The following is a 23,996-nucleotide window of genomic DNA, read 5'->3' as shown; positions in this document are numbered from 1 at the left end:
TTGACTGAACTACTGCTATCGGGAGCAAGCCCCCTCCCATATTTGGAAACCGGGTTACTTGCCGGGTGTCAGGGTCAACCGGGTCTTGCCATACACCTTGTCAAAGTTCTGCGGCTGCATCGGGAAGCTCAGGTATTGCGCCTTGAGCGATGGGTCGATGCCGTTGGCATAGTTCGGGCTGGCCGGGTTGCCGGACTGGCCGGTGCCGCCCTGGCCCATCATTGGTTCCGGCTGGCCGAAGTCGACAATCATGCGCAGCGCGGATGTCTGGGCCACGTTGAAATCCTGTCCCCAGGTGTACGGTGCCGGATTCAGGGTGTTGTGGTCGCCGCCGCTGGCGAATGGCCCACGGATAACCTGGCCGCTGGCGTTTTTCCAGGTGGTGGTGTGCAGTTTGCCCCATTGCCAGGCCTTGTGATCGGCGCCCAGCAGGCTGTCGCCACTGCTGATCGCGGCGGCCAGGGTGCGCGCGAGAATCGCCGGCTTGTCTTCTTTTTGCGGTGTGCGCGTGTCATCCCAGAGCAGGCTGTCTTCACGGCCCAGCAAATGGTCTGCGGTGGCGGAGTAGGACAGGCTCGCATTGCTGACAAAGGCTTTCCAGCTGGCGCTGTGTTCCGGACCGAGTTTGTCGAAAAAGATCTGTCTGGCGCTTTCCTGCAGGAACAGCTCATAGACCGCCGCGTCGGCGGACGTTGGTGCAAGGCGACCATCAAAGGCCATCAGGCGGCTCAGTGCTTCGCGCGCCTTGGCCTGTTCGGCGGCGGGCAGCGCATCGATTGCCTGTTTCAGCGGCTGGGCCATGCCCGGCGCCTGGAACATACCCTTGAGTTTGGCGGCAAAGGGGGTGGTCTGGTCGTATTGCATGGCGATCAGGCTGCGGCTGTCGTGCTTGCCGGCGTTGGCCAGTTGCGCCAGGCGCTCGCTGCGTTCCGGCGCGTCCCAGGAATTGGACAGCTGCATGCCATAGCCACGCGGGGCGGTGCGCTGGTTGGCGGTACCGATCCAGCCTTGAGCCGGGTCCTGGTCATAGGGGTGCAGCATGGCGTCGGCGTAACCGTCCCAGTCAAAGCGCGTATCCCAGCCCGGCGAGGGCAGCAGGCCTTCGCCTTCGCGGCGGTTGGGGAAGCGGCCGGTGACTTGCCAGCCGATGTTGCTGGCGTCGGCGAAGATCATGTTCAAGGCAATGGCGCGAATTTCGCGGGTGGCGTCCGAGGCCTTGCCGGCGTTTTGCGCGCGGGACAGGTCGAAGAACGCATCCAGGCTCTTGTCGTCCTTCAAATCGGCGGTTTGCAGGGCCAGGCCAAACCCGCTGGTGAGTGCCTGGCTGCTGTTGAGCAAGGCGCCGTGGCGGGTTTCGTACACCACGTCGCGAATCGAGCGTTGGCCTTTGATGAAGAAGGTCTCGTTACGCACGCCGGCCGGTAGCCATTTGCCGTTGTTCTCGTAGTACAACGCGCTGCCCTGGCGTCTGACCTTTTCCAGGAACAGGTCCTGGGTGTCGCCCTTCACCGCGCTCATGCTCCACGCCACCTTGCCGTTGAAACCCGATAGCAGGGTCGGCAGGCCGGCAATTGAAGCGCCGACCGCCTGATATTTCGGTGCACGGATCTGCACGTAGCTCCAGGGCGTTGGTGCCTGCGGCTGGGCGGCGATATCGTTGGCCAGCAGGCTTTTACCGCTGCGGCTGCGTTGCGGCCCGATGGCCCAGTTGCTCGAAGTGGTCACGCCCAGGGCATTGAGGCTGGTGAGCTGCTGGCTGACCGCGTCCAACCCGGCAAGCCCCGTGATCTGGCTCAGGGTCACGCCCTTGAGCTTATCGGCCTCGGCCAGGGGAATCGCTTCGTCCGGCGCGCTTGGAATGAGCCAGGCGAGCTTGTCCACTCCGACTTTTTGCGCCAGCACCAGCGACGAAATTTCTTCCTGCAGGTTGCTCGACTCACTGAAATTCAGCAGGCAGAACAGCAGCGCCGAATCTTCCGGTTTCCAGTACTCGGGCTTGTAGCCGGTCTGGGTCAGGTCGGTCGGCAGCTTGTCGCGGTAGCGGAACAGGTAGGCGTTGACGCCCCGCGCGTAGACCTCAAAGAAGCGCTTGAGGCGTGGCGACGAGGCGTTGTACAGCTCGCCGGCGCTTTTTTTAAGGTTGACCGCGCGCATGAAACGGTCGACGTCGAGGACCTCGGGACCGGACATTTCCGCCAGGCGGCCCTGGGCCAGCAGCCGCAAGGTGACCATCTGGGTGATCCGGTCGCTGGCATGCACATAGCCGAGGCTGAACAGCGCGTCGTGGAAGGTATTGCTTTCGATCAGCGGCATGCCCTGGGCATTGCGGCGTATCGACACGTTTTGCGCCAGGCCTTTGATCGGCTGTACGCCGGCTGCGGGGGGCAGGGTGTCCTGGGTGTTCTGGAGCTGGCAACCGGACAGGCTCAACGCACTGACCACTGCCGCGGCAACGCCGAACCGGGGAAGAAAATGTGTAAGGGCTGGCGAGGCCATGGCAAAGCTCCTGCGGGGGGTAGCGTCATTAAAGGCGCTACGTTAGTGAGCGCGGCGAAACGACGCAAGCGGGAGTTTTGTAATTGTGTGAGTACCAATGTGGGAGGGGGCTTGCTCCCAATAGCAGTGGGTCAGTACCAAATAGGCTGACTGACACACTGAATCGGGGGCAAGCCCCCTCCCACATTTTGATCTTCAGTGTGGCTTAGGCGCCGTGGCACTTCTTGAATTTCTTTGCGCTGCCGCATGGGCAAGGATCGTTGCGACCCACGTCTTTCAACGCGTTGCGCACCGGTTCCTGATGAGCGTGGCCGCAGTTCGGGCCGTGGACATGGCCGTGGTCGTGATCATGGTGATCGTGATCGTGGTTGCAGTCGGGACCATGGACATGGGGTTGCTGAGTCATCGATGTCGCTCCGGAATAAAATCGCCGGGGATTATCTCGCCATTGTGGGCCACCTGCACGTCATTACCGATGAATAATCCGGTTTTCAACTCGCCTTCAAGACGATAGGGCACGGGGCGCTCGGGGTTTTTCAGCATTTGCACCACATCGCGTATTCGCGGCCACAGATTGGTACGTACCGACACCCTGAAGTATTTATGGCTGCGCGGCGGTACGGTCAGCCATTCGTTGGACTCACCTTCGGTCAGCACCAGATCGCCGAGAGTGACCTTGTAAATCAGGCCGCGCACGGTCAGGTCGGCGTCGTCGCGGTTATCCACGCGAAAGTAGAGCTTGAACTTCTGCTCCAGCAACTTGGCGCGCACCACTTCGACCTTCACCAGTGAAACGTGGGGCGGCGGCGAATCGTCCTCGAACCAGGAGGCGCAGCCGCTCAGGCCCAGGGTTAACGCCAGCATCAGGCTGAATGTGCGAAGCATTGGCGTTATCCCGTCAGGTCATTAAAAGTAGCTGGAACAGCACTTCTTGAACTTTTGCCCGCTGCCGCACAGGCATGGGTCATTACGTCCGGCCTTCACTTCCACCGTCGGGTCGATGAAGTACCAACGCCCCTCATTCTGTACGAAAGAAGAGCGCTCGCGGTGGCTATGTTCACCGGTGCTGTCATGCCAGCGCGCCGTGAAGGTCACGAAGGCGTGTTCCGGTTGGCCGCCGAAGACCTCGGCGTTTTCCACCTCAAGCCCCAGCCAGGTGCTTTGGGCACTCCAGGCGGTAATGGCATTGCGGTCCAGGCCGGCCTGTTGCGTCGGCAAGGTGGTTGCCAACAGGTAGTCGACCAGGCCCAGCACATAGGCGCTGTAGCGCGAGCGCATCAATGCGCTGGCACACGGCGCGGGGTGGCCGGCGTGGTAATGGCCGCAGCAGGCGTCCAGCAGATTGCCACTGCCGCAGGGGCAAATGGATGTACTCATCGTGTTACCACCAATACTTTCCAAAATTTTCCGGGTTGGCCCAGAAGCGGGCGTTGAGCCAGTCGGGTACTTGTTTATAGTCAAGCAGATCATAGGTGAACAGCGTAAGCACCTGCTCATCGCGCTGGAAACGCTCACTGGCTTGCAGGGCCAGGGAGAAAAAGTCGGTGTCCTGCCAGTCACAGGCGTCCAGGTCCACCAGCACCGCTATGCGGCTGGCATTGAGGTTGCGAATGCCGCCCAGCAACGTCAGACCCTGAGATTTGGGCAGGTGTTCAAGGCAATCGACCACCAGCGCCAGGTCAAAACGCTGCGCCGCCAAGTCGGCGGGCAGCGGCCCAGGTCGGGCAACGCTGACGTGCACAGCGGGATGTGCTTTTTTGAACGCATCCAGAGCGGGAAACTGGCTGGCGCCCAACAGCAACAGGCGCTTGGGGGCGTGCAGGTCCAGCAGCGCAGCCAGGGCTTGCTGGGGTGTACGGGAAGAAATACCAGCGGTCATTGAAGATCCTCACATCAAGACCGTAGAGACTAGCGCGGCTGGGCGTGCGGGCCTAGCGCATTAGGGCCGATACCGCCGGTGCCAGAGACGGGCCTTCTGAAGTTTTTTGATGCTTCACTGGCAAATCGCCTGCAGAAGTCGTTACTGTGCGTCCAAAGAAAAATTTGAAAACACTCGGGAGCCCCATGATGCGTAAGGTTTTTCTGCTGGCCCTGTTGGTCAGCCCCATTGCCCTGGCCCAGAGTGTCAGTGTCGAAACCCATTCATTGATGCGCCTGCCCAGCAGCACCAGCGTGTTGCAGCTCGAGCGCCTGGACGTGGCGGACTATGGCACCCTGTTGATTCCGGCCACCATCGGTCAGATCTCGGTGGAGGAACTGCATCTGGGACGTGAAGCACGCATCGCCATCGTCCCCGGCGCTACCGCGCTGCAGTTGCAGGTGCGCCAGGCTCAACTGGACCCCGGCAGCCAGATCACCTCCCGCGGTGCGCCCGGCACCCATGAAAAGCCGGCCAGGGCCGGGCGCGACCTGACCTTGCGCATTGAGTCGCTGACGGCAGAACAACTGTCCGTGGATGCCCGTGGTGGCGCCGGCGCTCAGGGTTATGCCGGCCTGGATGGCGCCAACGGCGAAGACCCAGGCTGCACCTGGGGTTCGGCCGGGCGTGGGTTCAACGGTGATAACGGCGGCGATGGGTTGCCGGGTGCATCGGGTGCGCTAGTGCGCGTTGAGTTGCCGCAGAGTTTCCCGGCTGATCAGATCAAGGTCTTGGTGGACGGCGGGCCTGGGGGCTTGGCCGGTGTTGCGGGTAAGCCCGGCAAGGGCGGTCAGTCCAAGGGTTGCGTGGTGTACCGCGCCGATGGCGGTGAAAAAGGCCGCTCGGGGTTGGAAGGGCAACCGGGGCCGGCGGGGCCTGCGGGGGCGGTGACCATCCAGCGGCTCTGAGTCGCCTGGCCTGACGCTATCGGGGGCAAGCCCCCTCCCACCTTTGATCGCATTCCAATGTGGGAGGGGGCTTGCCCCCGATGGCGATGTAAGAGTCGCCTTACAACATCGGCCGAGCCGAAGCAATCGCCACCACCACCAACCCGACAATCAAGTTAATCCCCACCAGCCTGCGAATCTGCCCCAATGCAGCCGCGCCCGCCGGCCAGTCCTCAGCCGCCACCGCCGCCTTCAACGCCGGAAACTTCAACGCCTGGATGCGGATAAACAGCGCCGTCATCACCAGATACAAGCCCATCATCACCTGCACATAGCGCGGTGCGGTTTCAAAACCGTTGAAGCGCAGGTGCAGCAGGCCGACGCCGCTGATCGGCAAAATCAGCACCGCCACCCACACCCATACAAAAAAACGTTGAAACACATTTGCCCACAGCCTGAGCCGGGCAGGGCCCTCAAGGGCCGCCATGGCGGCGGGGCGCAGGATCATCCAGGCGAAAAACATACCGCCGACCCAGATCAGGGCGGCCAGTACATGCAGGGTGTAAGCGAGGCTAAACGCGGTCATTGTGGTACTCCGTTCTGCGCGGGATTAATTAGCGGGGTATGATAGCGGCCGAACCGAACCACTGAAAATTTATCCAGCGTTTTTTGCGCCCGACTATCCATGATCAGCACTGAACTCAAAACCACGATCCAGGGCGCCTACTCGCGTTTTCTCGAAGCCAAGAGCTTGAAACCGCGCTACGGCCAACGCCTGATGATCGCCGAAGTGGCCAAGGTCCTCGGGGATATCGACACCGACGACGAAGGTCGGCGCAGCGGTGACCCTGCGGTCGTGGCCGTCGAAGCCGGCACCGGTACCGGCAAGACCGTGGCCTACAGCCTGGCTGCGATCCCCACCGCCAAGGCCGCCGGCAAGCGCCTGGTAATTGCCACCGCGACCGTCGCGCTGCAGGAGCAGATTGTCTACAAGGACCTGCCTGACCTGATGCGCAACAGCGGGCTGAACTTCACCTTCGCACTGGCCAAGGGCCGTGGCCGCTACATGTGCCTGTCCAAGCTCGACGTGTTGCTGCAGGAAGGCCACGCGCAGACCGCCACGGCCTCGCTGTTCGAAGAAGAAGGCTTCAAGATCGAAGTCGACGAAGTCAGCCAGAAACTGTTTACCAGCATGATCGAGAAGCTCGCCGGTAATAAATGGGACGGCGACCGCGACAGCTGGCCTACCGCCCTGGAAGACTCCGACTGGGCGCGCCTGACCACCGATCACAGTCAATGCACCAACCGCCATTGCCCCAACTTCGGCCAGTGCGCGTTCTACAAGGCCCGCGAAGGCATGGGCAAGGTCGACGTGATCGTCACCAACCACGACATGGTGCTGGCCGACCTGGCCCTGGGCGGCGGCGCCGTACTGCCGGACCCGCGCGATACCCTGTACGTGTTCGACGAAGGCCATCACCTGCCGGACAAGGCCATCGGCCACTTCGCCCATTACACGCGCCTGCGCTCTACCGCCGACTGGCTGGAAACCACCGCCAAGAACCTCACCAAGCTGCTGGCGCAGCATCCGCTGCCCGGTGACCTGGGCAAGCTGATCGAACAGGTGCCTGAGCTGGCGCGGGAGATCAAGACCCAGCAGCAGTTCATGTTCAGCGCCTGCGAGCAGGTGGCCGACTTCAAGCCCGGCGAAGACGTGGAAGGCCGTGAGCGGCCGCGCCACCGTTTTGTCGGTGGGATGATTCCCGAGCACATGCGTGAAATGGGCATTGAACTGAAGAAGGGCTTTTCCCGCCTGACCGACCTGTTCACCCGTCTCACCGACTTGCTCAAGGAAGGCATGGATGGCGAGGTCAATATCGGCATCGCCAGTAACCAGGCCGAAGAATGGTACCCGTTGTTCGGCAGCCTGCTGTCCCGCGCCCAGGGCAACTGGGAGTTGTGGACCGCGTTCACCGTCGAAGACCCGGAAGACAACCCGCCCATGGCGCGTTGGCTGACCTTGGCCGAAAGCGGTGCGCTGTTCGATATCGAGGTCAATGCCAGCCCGATCCTTGCCGCCGAGATGCTGCGCCGCAACCTGTGGAACGTGGCCTACGGCTGCCTGGTGACCTCGGCCACCCTGACCGCGCTGGGCACCTTCGACCGCTTCCGCATGCGCGCCGGTCTGCCGAAAAAGGCCGTCACTGCGGTGGTGCCGAGCCCGTTCCATCACGCCGATGCTGGCGTACTGCGGGTGCCCGACCTCAAGGCCGACCCACGGGACGCGGCGGCGCACACCGCGGCGATCATCCGCGACCTGCCCGAGCTGGTGGAAGGCTCGCGAGGCACCCTGGTGCTGTTTTCGTCGCGCAAGCAGATGCAGGACGTGTTTGACGGCCTCGACCGCGACTGGCGTAAACAGGTGTTCATCCAGGGCAACCTGTCCAAGCAGGAAACCTTGAACAAGCACAAGGCGCGGGTCGATGGCGGTGATTCCAGCGTGCTGTTCGGCCTGGCGAGCTTTGCCGAGGGTGTGGACTTGCCCGGCGCCTACTGCGAACACGTGGTCATCGCCAAGATTCCGTTCTCGGTGCCGGATGATCCGGTCGAGGCCGCGCTGGCCGAATGGATCGAAGCCCGTGGCGGCAACCCGTTCATGGAAATCTCGGTGCCCGATGCATCCCTGAAGCTGGTGCAGGCCTGCGGGCGCTTGCTGCGCACCGAGCAGGACCGGGGCACCATCACATTGCTCGATCGCCGCCTGGTCACCCAGCGCTATGGCAAGGCCATCCTGAATGCCTTGCCGCCGTTCAGGCGCGAAATTTCTTAAGCCGCCGTGGGCGAACTCGCCCACTTCGTGGTCCATCTCATATATGTCATCAGGCCATTCACCGGCCGTCTGGGAGAACCTTGTTCGTATGATTCGCACGCTGCCCGCTCTTTTTGCCCTGCTGTTCGCCGCGCCCTTGATGGCCGCGCCTGCCGGGCAACAAACGCTGTTCAACTTCGTCCGGCCCGCCGATGTGGTCAAGGTGGCGACCCAGGACGCCAGCCTGCCGCAATACAACGCCGAACAAACCCCGGAGGGCGAGGTGCTGCGCCGCATCACCTTCAACCCGGCGGCCGAGCCGAGCCTGGTGCTCAGCCCGCAATCCGGCATGTGGGACTGGTCGCAATCGGGCGCCATGAGCCTGCGCATCCAGAGCGCGATGAATTGGGCGTTGACCCTCTATGTAAAAGTACAGAGTGCCGACGGCAAGACCCTGGTCAGTCGCGTCGACCTGCCGGCCGGCCCGGCCCAGACCCTGCTGGTGCCACTGCAAGCGAGCTCGCCGCTGAGCCAGGGCATGAAGGCCGGCCCGCCGATGCCGATGACCGTGGACGGCCAGCGTGTCCTGCTGGCTGCCAGCGCCGGGGAAGTCGACCGCAGCCAGGTGGTGTCGGTGACATTGTCGATGATCAAACCCGATGCCGCCCAAAGCATCCTGCTGGAGCGCTTTGGCGTGCAAGACAGCGAGCCGGTGATGAGGGCCGCCTACAGCGAACTGGTGGACGCTTACGGCCAGTCCGCCCGCGCGCGCTGGCCGGAAAAAGTCAGCAGCGACGAGCAGCTCAAGGCCGCAGCCGCCAAGGAGCAGCAACAACTGAAGGGATGGCTTGCCGAGCGCGACAAATCCGCCCTGGATCAGTACGGAGGCTGGAACAAAGGCCCGGCGTTCGACGCCAGCGGCTTTTTCCGCACCGAAAAGCGCGACGGTCGCTGGTACCTGGTCACGCCGCAAGGCCATCCGTTCTACTCGCTGGGTGTCAACACCGTGGCGCCGGACAACAGCCAGACCTACGTGGCGGGGCGTGAGTGGATGTTTGCCGCGCTGCCCAAGGCTGGTGAACCCTTCGACAAGTATTACGGCAGTGGCGACAACCGTACCGGCAACGGCGCGGGCGAAGGTCGCGGTTTCGGCTCGGGACGTTGGTATGATTTTTATGGCGCCAACCTGCAGCGCACCTATGGCGGTGACGGTTTCGATCAGAAACGTTGGGTGAGCCACACCCTCGACCGCCTGCAAGCCTGGGGCTTCAACACCGTGGGCAACTGGAGCGATCCGGACCTGGCCACGGCCGACCGTGTGCCTTACACCTTGCCGCTGTCGATTGTGGGTGACTACGCCAGTATCAGCACCGGCACCGACTGGTGGGGCGGCATGCCCGACCCGTTCGACCCGCGCTTCGCCATGGCCACTGAGCGCGCCGTGGCCATTGCCGCTCGCGATCATCGCGACGACCCGTGGCTGATCGGCTTCTTCGCCGATAACGAACTGGCCTGGGCCGGCCCCGGCGACGATGCGAAATCGCGCTATGCCCTGGCCTACGGCACCCTGCGCATGACCACCGACGTGCCGGCCAAGCGTGCCTTCCTCAAGCAACTGCGCGACAAGTACCGCAATGAAGACGGGCTGTCGAAAGCCTGGGGCATCCACTTGGCCGGTTGGGAACTGATGGAAGACCCCGGCTTCGAACCGCCGATGCCCAACCCGGAACACCCTGAAATCGAGGCCGACTTCAAGTATTTCCAGAAGACCTTTGCCGATGCCTACTTCAAGACCATCTCCGACTCGCTGAAATGGCACGCGCCCAACCAACTGCTGCTGGGCGGGCGTTATGCCGTGAGTACCCCCGAAGCGGTTGCGTCCTGTGCACAGTATTGCGATGTGCTGAGTTTCAACATGTACACCCTCAAGCCCCAGGACGGTTATGACTTCGCCGCCCTGCGCGCCCTCGACAAGCCGGTATTGATCACCGAATTCAACTTCGGCTCGACCGATCGAGGCCCCTTCTGGGGCGGGGTGACGCAGGTGGCCGCTGAAGAAGATCGCGGCGCGGCCTATGCCGCCTTCCTCAAGCAAGCCATGGCGGAGCCGTCGATTGTCGGCGTGCACTGGTTCCAGTATCTGGACCAGCCCGTGACCGGACGCCTGCTGGACGGTGAAAACGGTCACTTCGGCCTGGTTGGCATGACTGATGTACCCTTTCAGGGCTTTGTCGACAGCGTGCGCAAGAGCAACCTCGCGGCGGTCGACCAGTTGGGTAAGGAGGCCGAAAAAGCCAGGGCGGCCGGTGCGGCCCGTGAGAGCGAAGGTGGCCGCTCGGGCCAGGCCGGCAAAGGTGCCGGCCAGGGCACCGGGCACGCCGGCGGGCACTCCGGAAATGGTCATTGATTCGTCGTTGACGGGTTCACAAATCCGCCAATGACTGGAACAATGCCGGCCACTTTCATGCGGTTTTCTTGAGGTCGTTCCGGTGCAGATTCAGGGTCATTACGAGCTCCAGTTCGAAGCGGTACGTGAAGCGTTTGCCGCATTGTTCGATGACCCCCAGGAGCGCGGCGCCGGGCTTTGCATCCAGGTCGGCGGCGAGACGGTCGTCGATCTGTGGGCCGGCACCGCCGATAAGGACGGCGCCGAAGCCTGGCACAGCGACACCATCGTCAATCTGTTCTCCTGCACCAAGACCTTCACGGCGGTCACCGCCCTGCAATTGGTGGCCGAAGGCAAATTGAAGCTGGATGCGCCCGTGGCCGAGTACTGGCCGGAATTTGCGGCGGCGGGCAAGGAGTCCATTACTTTGCGCCAGTTGCTCTGCCATCAGGCCGGGTTGCCGGCGATCCGCGAGATGCTGCCCGCCGAAGCCTTGTACGACTGGCAGTTGATGGTCGATACCCTGGCGGCTGAAGCGCCGTGGTGGACACCCGGCCAGGGCCATGGCTACGCGGCGATCACCTATGGCTGGCTGGTCGGTGAACTGTTGCGTCGTGCCGATGGGCGCGGGCCTGGCGAGTCTATCGTGGCGCGGGTGGCGCGACCGTTGGGGCTGGACTTCCATGTGGGCCTGGCCGACGCAGAGTTTTACCGTGTCGCCCATATCGCCCGCAGCAAAGGCAATATGGGCGATGCCGCGGCACAACGGTTACTTCAAGTAATGATGCGTGAGCCCATGGCGATGACGACACGTGCATTTGCCAACCCGCCGTCTATTCTGACCAGCACTAATAAACCCGAATGGCGGCGTATGCAGCAACCCGCGGCAAATGGTCACGGTAATGCACGAAGCCTGGCCGGGTTTTATAGTGGTTTATTGGACGGTAGTTTGCTGGAAAGCGATATGCTCGAACAATTGACCCGTGAACACAGTATCGGACCGGATAAAACCTTATTGACCCAAACCCGTTTCGGCCTGGGTTGCATGTTGGATCAACCGCAATTGCCCAATGCTACGTTCGGCCTCGGCCCGCGCGCATTCGGGCATCCCGGGGCAGGGGGCTCCGTTGGGTTTGCCGACCCTGAGCATGATGTAGCCTTCGGTTTCGTGACTAATACCCTGGGGCCCTATGTACTTATGGACCCACGGGCGCAGAAGTTGGTCGGAATATTGGCCGGTTGTCTATAAACCCCTTGCTGTTTCACAATTTTTTGTTACAAAGACACGTATAAGAAGACGCTGAACGCAATGATGTAACTTCAATGTTCTTTAAGCGTCTGGTTAACGGGGCATCTGGCCCCCTGGTTTTTTCTCATTTTGTGGATATCTCATGTTATCGAACAAGTCCTTGGCACTGGCGCTGTGCCTCACTATTACCGGCTGTGCACAAACTCCACAAAATGATGCCGAAGGTGGGCACTGGTGGTCATTTGGATCAGACAAGGCTGCTACCAAGGACGCAGTGACCCAGACCGACGCCAAGCCGGATGCCGAGCCCGCGGCCGATGCCAAGCCTGCTGCGCCTGTCGCTGCTGCTTCTGCTCCTGCTCCGGTAGCCAAGGCTGACACCGGCTTCAACTGGTGGCCATTCTCCGCCAAGAGCGCCGACGAAAAGGCCGCCGAGGCCAAGGCCGACCTGAAAGCGGACCTCCAGGCCGCCACCCCGGCTCCCGTGACCAAGACTGACACCGAAGCCCACTGGTGGTGGCCGTTCGACACCAAACCCAAGCCACTGGCCAAGGTCGATGTGACCAACGTGCAGATGCCCGATCCGAAAGTCACCCAGGCCTGGTTGGACGATTACGAGCCGCGTCTGCGCGCCGCCATCAAGGACAGCAACCTGCAATTGGAACGCCGCGACAACGTACTGGTGGTGATTGCACCGGTAGACGGCTCCTACAACCCGAAACGCCCGGCGATGTTGCTGCCGGTTACCCTGGGCCCGTTCACTCGCGTTGCGAAAGCCGTTGAAGCGGACCCGAAGACCGCCGTACTGGTTCTGGGCCACGTTGATGCTACCGGCAGTGCTCCGGCCAGCCAGGCGCTGAGCAAGGAACGCGCGCAGTCGATCGCTTCGATTTTCAGCCTCAGCGGTTTGAAACAGGATCGCCTGATGCTGCGTGGCATGGGCGACCTGATGCCGCGTGCCGCCAACGACAGTTCCCAGGGCCGTGCGCTGAATCGTCGCATGGAAATCATGTTCACTCAGCGTACAACCATGTTGGCGTTGCTGAGCAAGTACAACTCGGGCAAGACTCCGCCTGTGGCTGAAATGGTTGCCGTGCAGGATGTCCCCGCACCGGCCCCGGCGGCAAAAGCTCCAGCGAAGAAAGCTGCGGCCAAGAAAGCCGCTGCCAAGCCGGCCGCCAAGTCAGCCGCTAAAAAGGCCCCAGCCAAACCGGCAGCAAAGAAACCGGCTGCGGCCAAAGCCAAGGCTGCTGCACCGGCGAGCAACGACCAGGCGAAAAACTGATCCGTTGAACTACGAGGATAAAGCCGCATGACCCAGGCACTGGCCGATATGCGCCGTGACTACACACGGGACGGTTTGAGCGAGGCCCAGGCCCCGGACGAACCGTTTGCCTTGTTCCACCAGTGGTTCGCCGATGCGGTGAAAACCGAGCAGGCACCGGTGGAGGCCAATGCCATGACCCTGGCCACCGTCGATCAGGACGGTCGGCCGCACTGTCGCATCCTGTTGCTCAAGGGGCTGGACGCACAGGGCTTTACCTTCTTTACCAACTATCAGAGCGCCAAGGGCGAACAACTGGCGGCGCGGCCGTTCGCGGCCATGACGTTTTTCTGGCCGACCCTCGAGCGCCAGGTGCGTATTGAAGGGCGCGTGGTCAAGGTCACGCCTGAAGAGTCGGATGCCTATTATCAGGTGCGCCCCCTGGGCAGCCGCCTGGGTGCATGGGCTTCGCCGCAGAGCAAGGTCATTCGTGATCGCGAAGAACTGCAGCAACTGCTCAAGGCCACTGAACAACGTTTCAGCGACACCCAGCCCGATTGCCCCGAGCATTGGGGAGGCTACCGTTTGTTGCCGGAGCGCATCGAGTTCTGGCAAGGCCGCGCCAGCCGCCTGCATGATCGTCTCAACTATCGGCTGCAAGCAGGCCAGTGGACGCGCGAGCGGCTTGCGCCTTGAGCGCATCCTTTCGTCATCTGATCTGAATCATGCCCTGTGCGCCGAAGTCTTTATGTACGAGATTTCGGCGTTTTCGGCTGTATGACTACACTGATCAACCAGGCTATGGCATGGTGCGGTTTGGCTACCGCTCGTCGAATCCTGTAGTGCCGACAGCCTGTACTCAGGCTGAATAAAAGCACTTTTCTGCCTGGCTTGCCGTGACAGGCGCCAAGCCGCAGCGTTTAATGAATACCTGTCCTTTGGAGTTGATGCTATGCGTAAGTCCGTTTTACTGGTTGCCTGCTTTACTACCCTGTCCTTGCTGCTGGGTGGCTGCGCCTCGAGTCTGACCGGCGACTCCTACTCCCGTGACGAGGCACGTCGTGTACAAACTGTTCGCATGGGCACCATCGAATCCCTGCGCCCGGTGAAAATCGAAGGTACCAAGACCCCAATCGGCGGTGCGGCCGGTGCAGTCATCGGCGGCGTTGGCGGCAGCGCCATCGGTGGCGGCCGTGGCAGCATCGTCACCGCTGTGATCGGCGCGGTAGCCGGCGGTCTGCTGGGTTCGGCCACCGAAGAAGGCCTGACCCGCACCCAGGGCGTGGAAATCACCGTTCGCGAAGACGACGGCAGCATGCGCGCCTACGTACAAGCCGTGCAGGAAAATGAAATCTTCCGCATTGGCGACCGCGTACGCATCATGACGGTTGACGGTACCAGCCGCGTTACCCGCTAAGCGGTCAGCGAAAGGCAAAGAAAAACCCCAACCGGGTGACTGGTTGGGGTTTTTTGTTCAATAGATCCGTGATCTTGCCGTCCAAAAACCCTAATCGCAGATAATAAAAAACCGCCTTAGTAGGGCGGTTTGTTATTGCAAGGCCATTATGAAGCTAGACTTGCAGGCTCACAGAACGCAATGACATGGTCGAAATATTACTGCCGACTGCGGTATCAGGCAAGATGCCGTTGTAAAGCAGGACTAGCGCGTCTGATACTTTTTTTGTCAGAAAGAAATTGAAAATAAATAACAAAATTCGCCCTGCGCTTGGTCACACCTTTGGCGGGCCGCTCAGTTAGTATCGACGCCGTTCTACGTTCGTCATCCTGTAAGTCGGCCGGGTCAATGAGCAAGTTTTTGGACCAGCCGCCACGGGCTAGTAATCCGTGCCGGATTGATGCGGAGGGCCCGTCAACCCTGCCGCCTCATAGAACGCAATGACAGCATTCGAAGGCTCACATGTTCCGGTAAGTGCGCTGGAGGTAAGGCCCAACTCCAAGGAGGGCCGAGTATGTCAAAGTTTGCACGACGTACGTGGAACCTCGTAGTGAATGCCCTGCGTATTTATCACGTATGGGTATTCCTGCGGGACAGCTTCGATGACCTTTAAGGCCTGAGAAGTGGAGCCGCCTCGATTCAGTTCGAGGCGGCTTTTTGGTGTTTGGGTATCAGCTCAACTATCAAATGACGGCTTTCTTGCGACTCGCCATTGCCGTCACCGCATAACCCACACACGCCGCCAATATCGACCCGGTCAGAATGCCCATGCGATCCTCGCCGGCAAACTCGCTGACGCCTGGGACAAACGCCAGTGAGCCGACAAACAGGCTCATGGTAAAGCCGATGCCACACAGAATCGCTACCCCCAGCACCTGGCCCCAGCTAGCGCCGCTGGGCAGTGAGGCGATGCCGGTCTTGATGGCCAGCCAGGTCAGGCCGAACACACCGATGGTCTTGCCGATCAGCAGACCCGCGGCAATGCCCATGGGCACGTGATGGGTAAAGCTTTCGAGACTGACGCCAGTGAGGGACACCCCTGCATTGGCAAACGCGAACAGCGGCAGGATGGCGTAGGCCACCCACGGGTGCAGGGCATGCTCCAGGGTCAGCAGGGGCGAGGTTTCGGCATTGCGGGTGCGCAATGGAATGCAGAACGCGAGGGTTACCCCGGCCAGCGTGGCGTGTACGCCGCTCTTGAGCACGCACACCCACAGAATCAGGCCGATGATCATGTACGGCCCGAGTTTGATCACACCCAGGCGGTTCATCGCAATTAACGCGATCAAGCAGGCCGCTGCGCCCGCCAGGGATGCCCCGGACAGGTCGGCGGAATAGAACAGCGCAATGACGATAATGGCGCCCAGGTCGTCGATGATTGCCAGGGTCATCAGGAACAGTTTCAACGACACCGGTACGCGTTTACCCAGCAGTGCCAGGACGCCCAGCGCAAAGGCGATATCCGTGGCCATCGGGATCGCCCAACCGGCGAGGGCCGCAGGATTGTCCTTGTTCAACGCCCAGTAGATGAGCGCGGGCACGACCATGCCGCCGATAGCCGCTGCGCCCGGAAGCACCACCTGCGACGGTTTTGACAGGTGCCCATCGAGCAGCTCGCGCTTGACCTCGAGGCCGATCAGCAGGAAAAACAACGCCATCAGGCCGTCATTGATCCACAGCAAGGCGGGCTTGGCGATCTGCAGCGCGCCAACCTGGGCCACCACGGGCGTGTCGAGAAAGGCGCCGTACAGGTGTGACAACGGTGAGTTGTTGATGATCAGCGCCAAGGCGGCTGCCGCGATCAGCAACAGGCCACTGGCGGCTTCCAGCTGGAAAAAACGGGTGAAAGTGCTACGCAGAGGCAAGGGATGCTCTCCAATCCAGGTTCAATAGGTGGGTACCCTAACCCGTACCGTTAGTTGTTAAAACAAAAGTTATATTCTTATTTGTTATAAGCGTTGAGCAGAGCTGGCGTTGCGTCTTAGCCTAGCAATTGTGTGTCCAATTGAGTCGTTACTGTATCTGTGTGCAGTGTAGGAAACCCCCTAATATCGGGCTGAAATTCTTAGAGAAGTCTCATCATGAGCGACCAGCGTCCTTGGGCCCGCGAAGCCATCCGAATCATTGAAGCGGATTTCCAGCGCAGCGCCGACACCCACCTGATTCCTTTGCCATTGCCGGGTTTGCCGGGTATCGAGTTGTATTTCAAGGATGAGTCCAGCCACCCGACCGGTAGCCTGAAGCACCGGCTGGCGCGTTCTCTGTTCCTGTACGCATTGTGCAACGGCTGGCTGAAGCCGGGTGCACCCGTGATCGAGGCTTCCAGCGGGTCGACGGCCATCTCCGAAGCCTATTTCGCACGCCTGCTCGGCCTGCCGTTCATTGCCGTGATGCCCGCCACCACCTCCCAGGAGAAGATCGCCCAGATTGCTTTTTATGGCGGCAAGAGCCATCTGGTGCAGGACCCTACGCAGATCTATGCCGAGTCCGAACGCCTGGCGCAGGAGAGCGGCGGCCACTTCATGGACCAGTTCACCTACGCCGAGCGCGCCACCGACTGGCGCGCAAACAACAACATCGCCGAATCGATCTTCCAGCAGTTGCGCTTCGAGCAACACCCGGAGCCGAGTTGGCTGATTTCCAGCCCCGGAACCGGCGGCACGACCGCGACCCTGGGGCGCTATGTACGCTATCGCCAGCATTGCACCCGCGTGCTGTGTGCCGATGCCGAACGTTCGGTGTTTTTCGATTATTACCTGAGCGGCGATGCGAGCCTGCGCCTGGACTGTGGTTCACGGATCGAAGGGATCGGTCGGCCACGGGTCGAAGCCTCGTTTTTGCCGGCGGTGATCGATGCGATGGTCAAGGTGCCGGACGCGCTGTCCCTGGCGGCCATGCATTACCTGGCCGAGCGGTTGGGCCGGCGGGTGGGAGGCTCCAGTGGGACGAACCTGATCGGTGCGCTGGTGGCGGCGCAGCAGATGAAAGCGGCGGGGGAGTCGGGGTCGATCGTGGCGATTCTATGTGATGGGGGAGAGCGCTATGCCACGACTTACTACGATCAGGCGTGGCTGGCGGGGCAGGGGTATGAGCTGCAAGGGTTGATCGCGGCTGTTGCGGCAAGTGTCGAACAGGGCGAGTCACTGCCGGACAGCATCCTGCGCGCCAATATCTGACACACCGCAAACCAACTGTGGGAGGGGGCTTGCTCCCGATAGCAGTGATTCAGTCGGAGCATCTTTGACTGACACATCGCAATCGGGGGCAAGCCCCCTCCCACAGTTGTACAGAGGCGGTCTCAGGCCTCGAGGCCCAGCATATCCCGCGCCAAGGCTTCGGCAATCCGAATGCCATCGACGCCTGCCGACAGGATGCCCCCGGCGTAACCCGCGCCTTCTCCTGCCGGGAACAAGCCTTTGACATTCAGGCTCTGCATCGAGTCATTCCGGGTGATCCGCAGCGGCGATGAGGTGCGGGTCTCGATACCGGTCAAGACCGCATCGTGCAGCGAGTAGCCTTTGATCTGCTTCTCGAACGCCGGCAAGGCTTCGCGGATGGCTTCAATGGCGAAGTCCGGCAGTGCCAGGGCCAGGTCACCCAGGGATACCCCCGGCTTGTAGGACGGTTCCACGCTGCCGATAGCCGTGGACGGCTTGCCTGCGATGAAATCGCCGACCAACTGCGCCGGAGCCTCGTAAGTGCTGCCGCCGAGCACGTAGGCATGGGACTCCAGGCGCTCCTGCAGTTCGATACCGGCGAGCGGCCCGCCCGGGTAGTCCACCTCGGGCGTGATGCCGACCACGATGCCCGAGTTGGCGTTGCGCTCATTACGCGAATATTGGCTCATGCCGTTGGTCACGACACGATTGGGCTCCGACGTCGCCGCCACCACGGTGCCACCGGGGCACATGCAGAAGCTGTAGACCGAGCGACCGTTTTTGGCGTGGTGCACCAACTTGTAATCGGCGGCGCCAAGTTTCGGGTGCCCGGCGTATTTGCCCAGGCGTGCGGCGTCGATCAACGATTGCGGGTGCTCGATCCGGAAACCCACCGAGAACGGCTTGGCCTCCATGTACACGCCACGGCTGTGAAGCATGCGGAAGGTGTCGCGGGCACTGTGGCCCAGGGCAAGGATCACGTGTTTGGAGAGGATTTGCTCGCCGCCGTCGATGACCACGCCATTCAACTGGCCATCTTCGATCAGCACGTCAGTGACCCGTTGTTCGAAGCGCACTTCACCGCCCAGGGCGATGATCTGCTGGCGCATGTTTTCCACCACGCCGGTCAGGCGGAACGTGCCGATGTGCGGTTTGCTGACATACAGAATTTCTTCCGGCGCGCCGGCCTTGACGAACTCGTGCAGCACCTTGCGCCCGTGGAATTTCGGGTCCTTGATCTGGCTGTACAGCTTGCCGTCGGAGAAGGTCCCGGCGCCGCCTTCGCCGAACTGCACGTTGGATTCGGGGTTGAGCACGCTTTTGCGCCACAGGCCCCAGGTGTCCTTGGTGCGTTGGCGCACTTCCTTGCCGCGCTCGAGGATGATCGGCTTGAACCCCATCTGTGCCAGCAGCAGCCCGGCGAAGATTCCGCAGGGGCCGAAACCGACCACCACCGGTCGTTCGACCAGGCTATCCGGTGCCTTGCCCACCACGTGATAGCTGACATCCGGCGCCGGATTGATGTTGCGATCATCGGCAAACTTGAGCAGCAGGGCGGCTTCGCCCTTCACATTCAGGTCGACGGTGTAGATGAAGCACAATTCCGAGGACTTCTTGCGGGCATCGTAGCTGCGCTTGAACAGGGTGAAATCGAGCAGGTCATCACTGGCGATGCCCAGGCGCTGCACGATGGCAGGCCGCAGGTCTTCTTCGGGATGGTCGATGGGCAGCTTGAGTTCGGTGATTCGTAACATGACAGGATCCGGTAGGCGGCGGGCAAAGAGGCCGGCTGTTTTGCAAACCGGCGATTATAAGCCCCAATAGGGTTTTTCCGTCAGGTTAAAACGACGCACGCTGCAATCAGTCGTCCCGCGAGCCGCCAAATGCCGCGCAACCACGCTGTACCTGGCCGTTGACACGCAATTGGGCGCTCATGTGCTGCAGGCTGCCACTCACGCTGTCGACGCAGCGCTGCGGGGCGACCCACAATTCGATGTGCTGGTTATTGGCGTCGGTCATCAGGTTGAAGCGCCCGTCACCCAGTTGCTCTTCGACATAAGGCACCGCCAGGGGCGGCTGGCCTTCGCGTTCCAGCACCATGCCCTTGGCCGTGACGCTCATCGCCCAGGCCGGCTTATGGCCGTTTGCCCGCAGGATCATGCGCTTGAAGTCCGGGTCGTTACAGGCCGAGGTCGAGCGCTCGACGCGATACAACTGTTGCAGGTCCACCGAGCCCTGAGTGCCGCTGGCGACGCCGGAAAACTTGCCACGCAGGTCGGCAAACAACGTGCCTTGCTGGCCCGCCAGGGAGGCGGCTTCCTGCAGGACGCTGGTGCCGGCGGTATCGTTGACCACATAGTTGCGCTGGTCGCCGCAGGGCTGGAACAACAGCTTGTTGTCAACCGCCGTCAATTCGCCCTGCATGCGGGTCAGCCCGACGGTAGACAGCTTGGCCGGTTCGCTGTCGAACATCTGGCAAGCGGCGAACAAGGGGAACAGGGCGAGCAAGGTAAAGGTCGAGGCGGCACGCATTTTCGGTCTCCAGACAAGTGCCGTCACGTTACGCAGGCACGCGCCGCATCACAAGCCCGCGGCGCAGCTTCAGGCGATTCTTACAAGCCTGAAACTCAGCCCACGATAAAGGTCTGACCGGTCTGCAAGCCCTCGACACTTTTCGCGTAGGCCAAAGCCACTTCGGCGCCGGCTACCGGTTTGAACCCACGGAAATAGGGGGCGTAGCTGCCCATGGCTTCCACCAGTACCGTCGGACTCACGGAGTTGACGCGCAAGCCCCGGGGCAGTTCGATTGCCGCGGCTTTGACGAAGGCGTCCAACGCGCCGTTGACCAGCGCCGCCGAGGCGCCGGTGCGGATCGGATCGCGGTTCAGGATGCCGCTGGTGAAGGTAAACGACGCGCCGTCATTGGCGAACTCGCGGCCGATCAGCAGCAGGTTGACCTGGCCCATCAATTTGTCACGCAAGCCCAGTTCGAAGTCGGCTTCGCCCATCTCGCCCAGCGCCACGAAGTTCACGCTGCCTGCCGCGCAGATCAGCGCGTCGAACGTGCCGGTCTGCTCGAACAGCCTGCGTATCGAGGCGCTGTCGCTGATATCGAGCTGGAAGTCGCCGCTGTGACGACCGATGGCAATCACATCGTGACGCTGCGCCAGTTCCGTCTTGACCGCTGAACCGATCGTGCCGTTGGCACCGATCAAAAGGATTTTCATTGCGCTGTTCCTCCAGGGGTTAGATAAAGCTTAAGTCTAGAGTGGCTTTTTCACTGGATAAACGCGCTAATAGGCAACCGTTGGTTTTCAATTGGAAACAATCGATGAGCGAAATGGACGACCTGGCGGCCTTCGCCGTATTGATCGAAGCCGGCAGTTTCACCCTGGCGGCCGAGCGACTGGGGTGCAGCAAGGGGCAATTATCCAAGCGAATCAGCCAGTTGGAAGCGCAGTTCGGCGTGGTGCTGCTGCATCGCACCACGCGCAAGCTGAGCCTTACCGCCGCAGGCGCGGCGTTGCTGCCCCAGGCACAAGCGCTGGTGGTCCAGGTGGAACGGGCGCGTCAGGCCTTGGCGCGGCTCAAGGATGACCTGGCCGGTCCGGTGCGTATGACAGTCCCGGTTTCCCTGGGAGAGACGTTCTTCGATGGCTTGTTGCTGGAGTTTTCCAAGCAATACCCCCAGGTGCAGATCGAGCTGGAACTGAACAACGGCTATCGAGACCTGGCACGGGACGGGTTCGACCTGGGCGTGCGCTCGGGGGCCCTCGAGAATGAGCGCCTGGTGGTCAAGCCTCTGCGGGCCTGGCACGAGATGACCTGCGCCAGCCCGGCCTATCTGCAACAGCACGGCGAACCGCTGTGCCCGGCGGATCTGGCGGGCCACAGCTGTTTGCTCAACAGTCACTACAGCGGCCGCGAGGAATGGCTGTATCACCAGCAGCATGAGCTGTTGCGTGTGCGCGTGAGCGGCACCTTCGCTTCCAACCATTACAACCTCTTGAAGAAGGCTGCATTGGTGGGCGCCGGTATCGCTCGGCTGCCGTCCTACCTGCTGCCGGCGGAAGTGGCCGAGGGCCGATTATGCTGGCTGTTGCGTGATTATCAGACGCGCAGCCAGCCGATGTATCTGGTCCATCCCTATCAAGGTGGCCTGCCGCGCCGCACCCAGGTACTGGCCGACTACCTGGTGGACTGGTTCAAGCGCAGCGGCGCAACCCTGGATCGCCTTCAGCGCCAGTGACGAGCGATCCAGTGGTCGATGGATAACCGGCCCGGCCCCTTGGCCACCAGCAGCAATAGCAGTGCAATCCAGGTGCCGTGGGTGGGGTAGGCGTCCGGGTAGACAAACAACTGAATGGTCAGGGTCATGCCGATCAAGGCCAGGGCCGAAAATCGCGTAGCCAATCCCAGCAGGATCAGCGCCGGAAAAAAGTGCTCGGCAAATGCCGCCAGGTGTGCGGCGACTTCGGGGGATAACAGCGGGACGTGATATTCGCTGCGAAACAACGGCAAGGTCGAGGCGGCCAGCCTGGGCTCGCCGAGTTCGAAGGTGCCGTTGATCAGATCAATGGCAAAGCCTTCGACCTTGGTTTGTCCGGACTTCCAGAACACCGCCGCGATGGAAAAGCGCGCGATAAAAGCGATCAGGCTGTAGGGGATTTTTTCGAAAAGGGCGATGACCTGTTTCAGCAGGCCGGCAGCGGGACTGTTCATGGCGATACCTTGTGTTCCAGGTGTAAATGAGTGATGGCGTCGTGGCTGATCAACAGCGTCAGGCACCTGTGCAGGTCGAATTCGGACGAGGCCTGCAAGGCATGCTCCACTGCCATTTCCAGCCCCGTGCCCTGGTTCAGGCAGTTGATAAAGGCCACCGAGCCGCTGTCGATGGCGAACGTCTTGACCGCCAGCCCGTGGCGCAACACCAATGCGTTCTGCGCAGGCCAGGGGTTGAAATCAGCGAGACCGCCGTCAGTCTGGTGCGCGGCCCATATCGCCACCACCGCATGGGCAGAGCGCAAGGTGGCAAGCGATGGATGCAGTTGCAGGCTCAACTGGCCCAAGTTGTCCTGGCCCTGCAGGTGTTGAAGAATGTGCTGCTGGCACAGCGCCGGCGTGTCGGCTGCGTGATAGGCACGCACCCGCAGGCGCTCCAGCCGTGCGACATCCGCCAGGTAAGGCACGCTGTCGGCCGGTTCGAATGTCTGGATAAAATCGGCCCATCGGCTGCCGTACTCGTTGATCAACGGGCTGGTGGGCGGGTTGGCCTGGACGAAGAGGCCGGCCATGGCGCGAAAGAATTCATCGCCCACCAGCTGCAACGTCACCGGATAACTGGCCGCCAAGGCATTGATCAGCGAGCCATGCACATTGTTGCGATACACCGCAAAGCGGCTGGCGGGGTCGGCGCCGTTGCTGCTGAACAGGCCATCCGGGCAGCCACCGTGCGCCGCGAGCAGGGCGTTGGCGAACGCATCCTGAAGGCTCATGACATCACCCGCGACAGATGCCATTCGGCTTGCCGCGCCTCGGCGTGCAGCACGCTGAAGGCCGGCACGCGGTTATCGCGCTCGATCAGCGTGGCTACCGGCCCCGTGCGTTCGAGCACCTGTTCGTAGAGCCGCCACACGGCATCATCGACCGGCGCACCGTGATCATCGATGAGCAGTCGATCGCCCAGGCTGTCGGTGTCTTCGGAAAAACCGGCCAGATGTATCTCGCCGACGGCATGCAAAGGCAAGGCGTCGATGTAGGCCAGCGCATCACGCTGATGATTGATGCACGACACATAAACGTTATTCACGTCCAGCAGCACACCGCAGCCGGTGCGCCGGACGATCTCGCTGATGAAATCCGTCTCGTCCAGGGTGGAGCGCTGGAACTGCACATAGGTCGACGGGTTCTCCAGCAGCATTGGCCGCTGGAGCGTGCTTTGCAGTTGATCTATGTGCTCGCATACCCGGGCCAGCGCTTGCGCATCGTAGGCCAGGGGCAGCAGGTCATTGAGAAATACCGGGCCGTGGCTGGACCAGGCCAGGTGTTCGGAAAATGCGTGGGGTTGATAGCGATCGATCAGCCTGGCCAACCTCGCCAGGTGCTGAGGGTTCAGTGGGCTTTCGCCGCCGATGGACAGACCCACGCCGTGCAACGACAGTGGGTAGCGTTCGCGGATCAAGCCCAGGTGGTGGTGAAAAGGCCCGCCGGCAACCATGTAGTTTTCGGCATGCACTTCAAAGAAACCGATGTCGGGGCGGGTCTCAAGCACTTGCTGGATGTGCTCGGTCTTCAGTCCCAGCCCGGCCCTGTGAGGGAGGCCGGGCACCTGAGCCGGTGAGACCGTGGGGGAGGGTGAAAGCGTCATCATCAG

General features: G+C 61.6%; 22 protein-coding genes. 9 read left to right on the top strand and 13 right to left on the bottom strand.

Annotated features, from left to right (window positions below; genetic code table 11):
• Positions 1-54 precede the first annotated feature (54 nt).
• The 5 genes from TU82_RS10675 to TU82_RS10655 form a co-directional block, all read right to left on the bottom strand.
• Complete coding sequence (locus tag TU82_RS10675) at positions 55-2,496, bottom strand: penicillin acylase family protein (protein ID WP_057723167.1); 2,442 nt, start codon at positions 2,494-2,496, stop codon at positions 55-57.
• Positions 2,497-2,701: 205 nt separating this feature from the next.
• Positions 2,702-2,902, bottom strand: coding sequence for an SEC-C metal-binding domain-containing protein (locus TU82_RS10670; RefSeq protein WP_026136698.1), 201 nt, complete (start codon positions 2,900-2,902; stop codon positions 2,702-2,704).
• Positions 2,899-3,381 carry an LEA/WHy family protein gene (locus TU82_RS10665; protein ID WP_057723166.1) on the bottom strand — a complete coding sequence of 161 codons (483 nt, stop codon included), beginning with the start codon at positions 3,379-3,381 and terminating at the stop codon, positions 2,899-2,901. Before TU82_RS10665 ends, TU82_RS10670 begins: the two co-directional genes overlap by 4 nt.
• A 21-nt stretch (positions 3,382-3,402) precedes the next feature.
• Positions 3,403-3,873 carry a YchJ family protein gene (locus TU82_RS10660; RefSeq protein WP_057723165.1) on the bottom strand — a complete coding sequence of 157 codons (471 nt, stop codon included), beginning with the start codon at positions 3,871-3,873 and terminating at the stop codon, positions 3,403-3,405.
• A 4-nt stretch (positions 3,874-3,877) separates the two neighbouring features.
• Complete coding sequence (locus TU82_RS10655) at positions 3,878-4,375, bottom strand: DUF6231 family protein (RefSeq protein WP_057723164.1); 498 nt, start codon at positions 4,373-4,375, stop codon at positions 3,878-3,880.
• A gap of 188 nt (positions 4,376-4,563) precedes the next feature.
• On the opposite strand from TU82_RS10655, the gene TU82_RS10650 reads away from it, so the two are divergent.
• A complete protein-coding gene (locus tag TU82_RS10650) occupies positions 4,564-5,322 on the top strand; it encodes a hypothetical protein (protein WP_057723163.1) in 759 nt (252 codons plus the stop codon).
• A gap of 100 nt (positions 5,323-5,422) precedes the next feature.
• On the opposite strand, the gene TU82_RS10645 is transcribed toward TU82_RS10650, so the two are convergent.
• The gene (locus TU82_RS10645) at positions 5,423-5,887 is read right to left on the bottom strand and encodes a CopD family protein (RefSeq protein WP_057723162.1); all 465 of its coding nucleotides are present in this window, start codon (positions 5,885-5,887) and stop codon (positions 5,423-5,425) included.
• A gap of 99 nt (positions 5,888-5,986) precedes the next feature.
• On the opposite strand from TU82_RS10645, the gene dinG reads away from it, so the two are divergent.
• The 6 genes from dinG to TU82_RS10615 all read left to right on the top strand — a co-directional run bounded on the left by dinG (position 5,987) and on the right by TU82_RS10615 (position 14,426).
• Positions 5,987-8,131: an ATP-dependent DNA helicase DinG gene (gene dinG, locus TU82_RS10640; RefSeq protein ID WP_057723161.1), complete on the top strand. Its 2,145-nt coding sequence runs from the start codon at positions 5,987-5,989 to the stop codon at positions 8,129-8,131.
• An 88-nt stretch (positions 8,132-8,219) separates the two neighbouring features.
• Positions 8,220-10,517 carry a beta-galactosidase gene (locus TU82_RS10635; protein WP_057723160.1) on the top strand — a complete coding sequence of 766 codons (2,298 nt, stop codon included), beginning with the start codon at positions 8,220-8,222 and terminating at the stop codon, positions 10,515-10,517.
• A gap of 82 nt (positions 10,518-10,599) precedes the next feature.
• A complete protein-coding gene (locus TU82_RS10630) occupies positions 10,600-11,745 on the top strand; it encodes a serine hydrolase domain-containing protein (protein ID WP_057723159.1) in 1,146 nt (381 codons plus the stop codon).
• Positions 11,746-11,887: 142 nt separating this feature from the next.
• A complete protein-coding gene (locus tag TU82_RS10625) occupies positions 11,888-13,030 on the top strand; it encodes an OmpA family protein (protein WP_057723158.1) in 1,143 nt (380 codons plus the stop codon).
• Positions 13,031-13,057: 27 nt separating this feature from the next.
• Positions 13,058-13,705: a pyridoxamine 5'-phosphate oxidase gene (pdxH, locus tag TU82_RS10620; protein WP_057723157.1), complete on the top strand. Its 648-nt coding sequence runs from the start codon at positions 13,058-13,060 to the stop codon at positions 13,703-13,705.
• A 256-nt stretch (positions 13,706-13,961) separates the two neighbouring features.
• Positions 13,962-14,426: an outer membrane lipoprotein gene (locus TU82_RS10615; RefSeq protein WP_003189251.1), complete on the top strand. Its 465-nt coding sequence runs from the start codon at positions 13,962-13,964 to the stop codon at positions 14,424-14,426.
• A gap of 722 nt (positions 14,427-15,148) precedes the next feature.
• On the opposite strand, the gene nhaA is transcribed toward TU82_RS10615, so the two are convergent.
• Positions 15,149-16,330 carry a Na+/H+ antiporter NhaA gene (gene nhaA, locus TU82_RS10610; RefSeq protein WP_057723156.1) on the bottom strand — a complete coding sequence of 394 codons (1,182 nt, stop codon included), beginning with the start codon at positions 16,328-16,330 and terminating at the stop codon, positions 15,149-15,151.
• 216 nt (positions 16,331-16,546) lie between these two features.
• Between nhaA and TU82_RS10605 the strand changes: the two genes are divergently transcribed.
• Positions 16,547-17,641 (top strand): PLP-dependent cysteine synthase family protein, encoded by a 1,095-nt coding sequence (locus TU82_RS10605; RefSeq protein WP_057723155.1) that lies wholly within the window; start codon positions 16,547-16,549, stop codon positions 17,639-17,641.
• A 122-nt stretch (positions 17,642-17,763) separates the two neighbouring features.
• Here TU82_RS10605 and TU82_RS10600 read toward each other — a convergent pair whose 3' ends face one another.
• The 3 genes from TU82_RS10600 to TU82_RS10590 all read right to left on the bottom strand — a co-directional run bounded on the left by TU82_RS10600 (position 17,764) and on the right by TU82_RS10590 (position 20,850).
• Positions 17,764-19,377 carry an NAD(P)/FAD-dependent oxidoreductase gene (locus TU82_RS10600; protein ID WP_057723154.1) on the bottom strand — a complete coding sequence of 538 codons (1,614 nt, stop codon included), beginning with the start codon at positions 19,375-19,377 and terminating at the stop codon, positions 17,764-17,766.
• Positions 19,378-19,483: 106 nt separating this feature from the next.
• Complete coding sequence (locus TU82_RS10595; protein ID WP_057723153.1) at positions 19,484-20,155, bottom strand: COG3650 family protein; 672 nt, start codon at positions 20,153-20,155, stop codon at positions 19,484-19,486.
• A 95-nt stretch (positions 20,156-20,250) separates the two neighbouring features.
• Positions 20,251-20,850: a short chain dehydrogenase gene (locus tag TU82_RS10590; protein WP_057723152.1), complete on the bottom strand. Its 600-nt coding sequence runs from the start codon at positions 20,848-20,850 to the stop codon at positions 20,251-20,253.
• A gap of 104 nt (positions 20,851-20,954) precedes the next feature.
• Here TU82_RS10590 and TU82_RS10585 point away from each other — a divergent pair, with 104 nt between their 5' ends.
• Positions 20,955-21,872: a LysR family transcriptional regulator gene (locus TU82_RS10585; RefSeq protein ID WP_057723151.1), complete on the top strand. Its 918-nt coding sequence runs from the start codon at positions 20,955-20,957 to the stop codon at positions 21,870-21,872.
• Here TU82_RS10585 and TU82_RS10580 read toward each other — a convergent pair.
• From TU82_RS10580 to bufB, 3 genes are read right to left on the bottom strand one after another with little or no spacing between them, the layout of a single operon-like run.
• On the bottom strand, positions 21,860-22,345 hold the full coding sequence (locus TU82_RS10580; protein WP_057723150.1) for a DoxX family protein: 486 nt from the start codon (positions 22,343-22,345) through the stop codon (positions 21,860-21,862). The genes TU82_RS10585 and TU82_RS10580 overlap by 13 nt on opposite strands.
• Positions 22,342-23,118 (bottom strand): HvfC/BufC N-terminal domain-containing protein, encoded by a 777-nt coding sequence (locus tag TU82_RS10575; RefSeq protein ID WP_057723149.1) that lies wholly within the window; start codon positions 23,116-23,118, stop codon positions 22,342-22,344. The genes TU82_RS10580 and TU82_RS10575 overlap by 4 nt, the downstream gene beginning before the upstream one ends.
• A complete protein-coding gene (gene bufB / locus TU82_RS10570) occupies positions 23,115-23,993 on the bottom strand; it encodes an MNIO family bufferin maturase (protein ID WP_057723148.1) in 879 nt (292 codons plus the stop codon). The genes TU82_RS10575 and bufB overlap by 4 nt, the downstream gene beginning before the upstream one ends.
• Positions 23,994-23,996 lie beyond the last annotated feature (3 nt).

Origin of the sequence: Pseudomonas orientalis (genome assembly GCF_001439815.1) — a bacterium.
In the GTDB taxonomy this organism is placed as follows: Bacteria; Pseudomonadota; Gammaproteobacteria; order Pseudomonadales; family Pseudomonadaceae; genus Aquipseudomonas; species Aquipseudomonas orientalis.
The sequence above is the reverse complement of the archived record's forward strand: the minus strand, read 5'-3'. Positions and strand labels throughout refer to the sequence as shown.

Bases quoted from the DNA above. Each gene is read 5' to 3' on its own strand.
- TU82_RS10675 (WP_057723167.1), bottom strand. From the start codon at position 2,496: ATGGCCTCGCCAGCCCTTACACATTTTCTTCCCCGGTTCGGCGTTGCC.
- TU82_RS10670 (WP_026136698.1), bottom strand. From the start codon at position 2,902: ATGACTCAGCAACCCCATGTCCATGGTCCCGACTGCAACCACGATCAC.
- TU82_RS10665 (WP_057723166.1), bottom strand. From the start codon at position 3,381: ATGCTTCGCACATTCAGCCTGATGCTGGCGTTAACCCTGGGCCTGAGC.
- TU82_RS10660 (WP_057723165.1), bottom strand. From the start codon at position 3,873: ATGAGTACATCCATTTGCCCCTGCGGCAGTGGCAATCTGCTGGACGCC.
- TU82_RS10655 (WP_057723164.1), bottom strand. From the start codon at position 4,375: ATGACCGCTGGTATTTCTTCCCGTACACCCCAGCAAGCCCTGGCTGCG.
- TU82_RS10650 (WP_057723163.1), top strand. From the start codon at position 4,564: ATGCGTAAGGTTTTTCTGCTGGCCCTGTTGGTCAGCCCCATTGCCCTG.
- TU82_RS10645 (WP_057723162.1), bottom strand. From the start codon at position 5,887: ATGACCGCGTTTAGCCTCGCTTACACCCTGCATGTACTGGCCGCCCTG.
- dinG (WP_057723161.1), top strand. From the start codon at position 5,987: ATGATCAGCACTGAACTCAAAACCACGATCCAGGGCGCCTACTCGCGT.
- TU82_RS10635 (WP_057723160.1), top strand. From the start codon at position 8,220: ATGATTCGCACGCTGCCCGCTCTTTTTGCCCTGCTGTTCGCCGCGCCC.
- TU82_RS10625 (WP_057723158.1), top strand. From the start codon at position 11,888: ATGTTATCGAACAAGTCCTTGGCACTGGCGCTGTGCCTCACTATTACC.
- pdxH (WP_057723157.1), top strand. From the start codon at position 13,058: ATGACCCAGGCACTGGCCGATATGCGCCGTGACTACACACGGGACGGT.
- TU82_RS10615 (WP_003189251.1), top strand. From the start codon at position 13,962: ATGCGTAAGTCCGTTTTACTGGTTGCCTGCTTTACTACCCTGTCCTTG.
- TU82_RS10605 (WP_057723155.1), top strand. From the start codon at position 16,547: ATGAGCGACCAGCGTCCTTGGGCCCGCGAAGCCATCCGAATCATTGAA.
- TU82_RS10600 (WP_057723154.1), bottom strand. From the start codon at position 19,377: ATGTTACGAATCACCGAACTCAAGCTGCCCATCGACCATCCCGAAGAA.
- TU82_RS10595 (WP_057723153.1), bottom strand. From the start codon at position 20,155: ATGCGTGCCGCCTCGACCTTTACCTTGCTCGCCCTGTTCCCCTTGTTC.
- TU82_RS10590 (WP_057723152.1), bottom strand. From the start codon at position 20,850: ATGAAAATCCTTTTGATCGGTGCCAACGGCACGATCGGTTCAGCGGTC.
- TU82_RS10585 (WP_057723151.1), top strand. From the start codon at position 20,955: ATGAGCGAAATGGACGACCTGGCGGCCTTCGCCGTATTGATCGAAGCC.
- TU82_RS10580 (WP_057723150.1), bottom strand. From the start codon at position 22,345: ATGAACAGTCCCGCTGCCGGCCTGCTGAAACAGGTCATCGCCCTTTTC.
- TU82_RS10575 (WP_057723149.1), bottom strand. From the start codon at position 23,118: ATGAGCCTTCAGGATGCGTTCGCCAACGCCCTGCTCGCGGCGCACGGT.
- bufB (WP_057723148.1), bottom strand. From the start codon at position 23,993: ATGATGACGCTTTCACCCTCCCCCACGGTCTCACCGGCTCAGGTGCCC.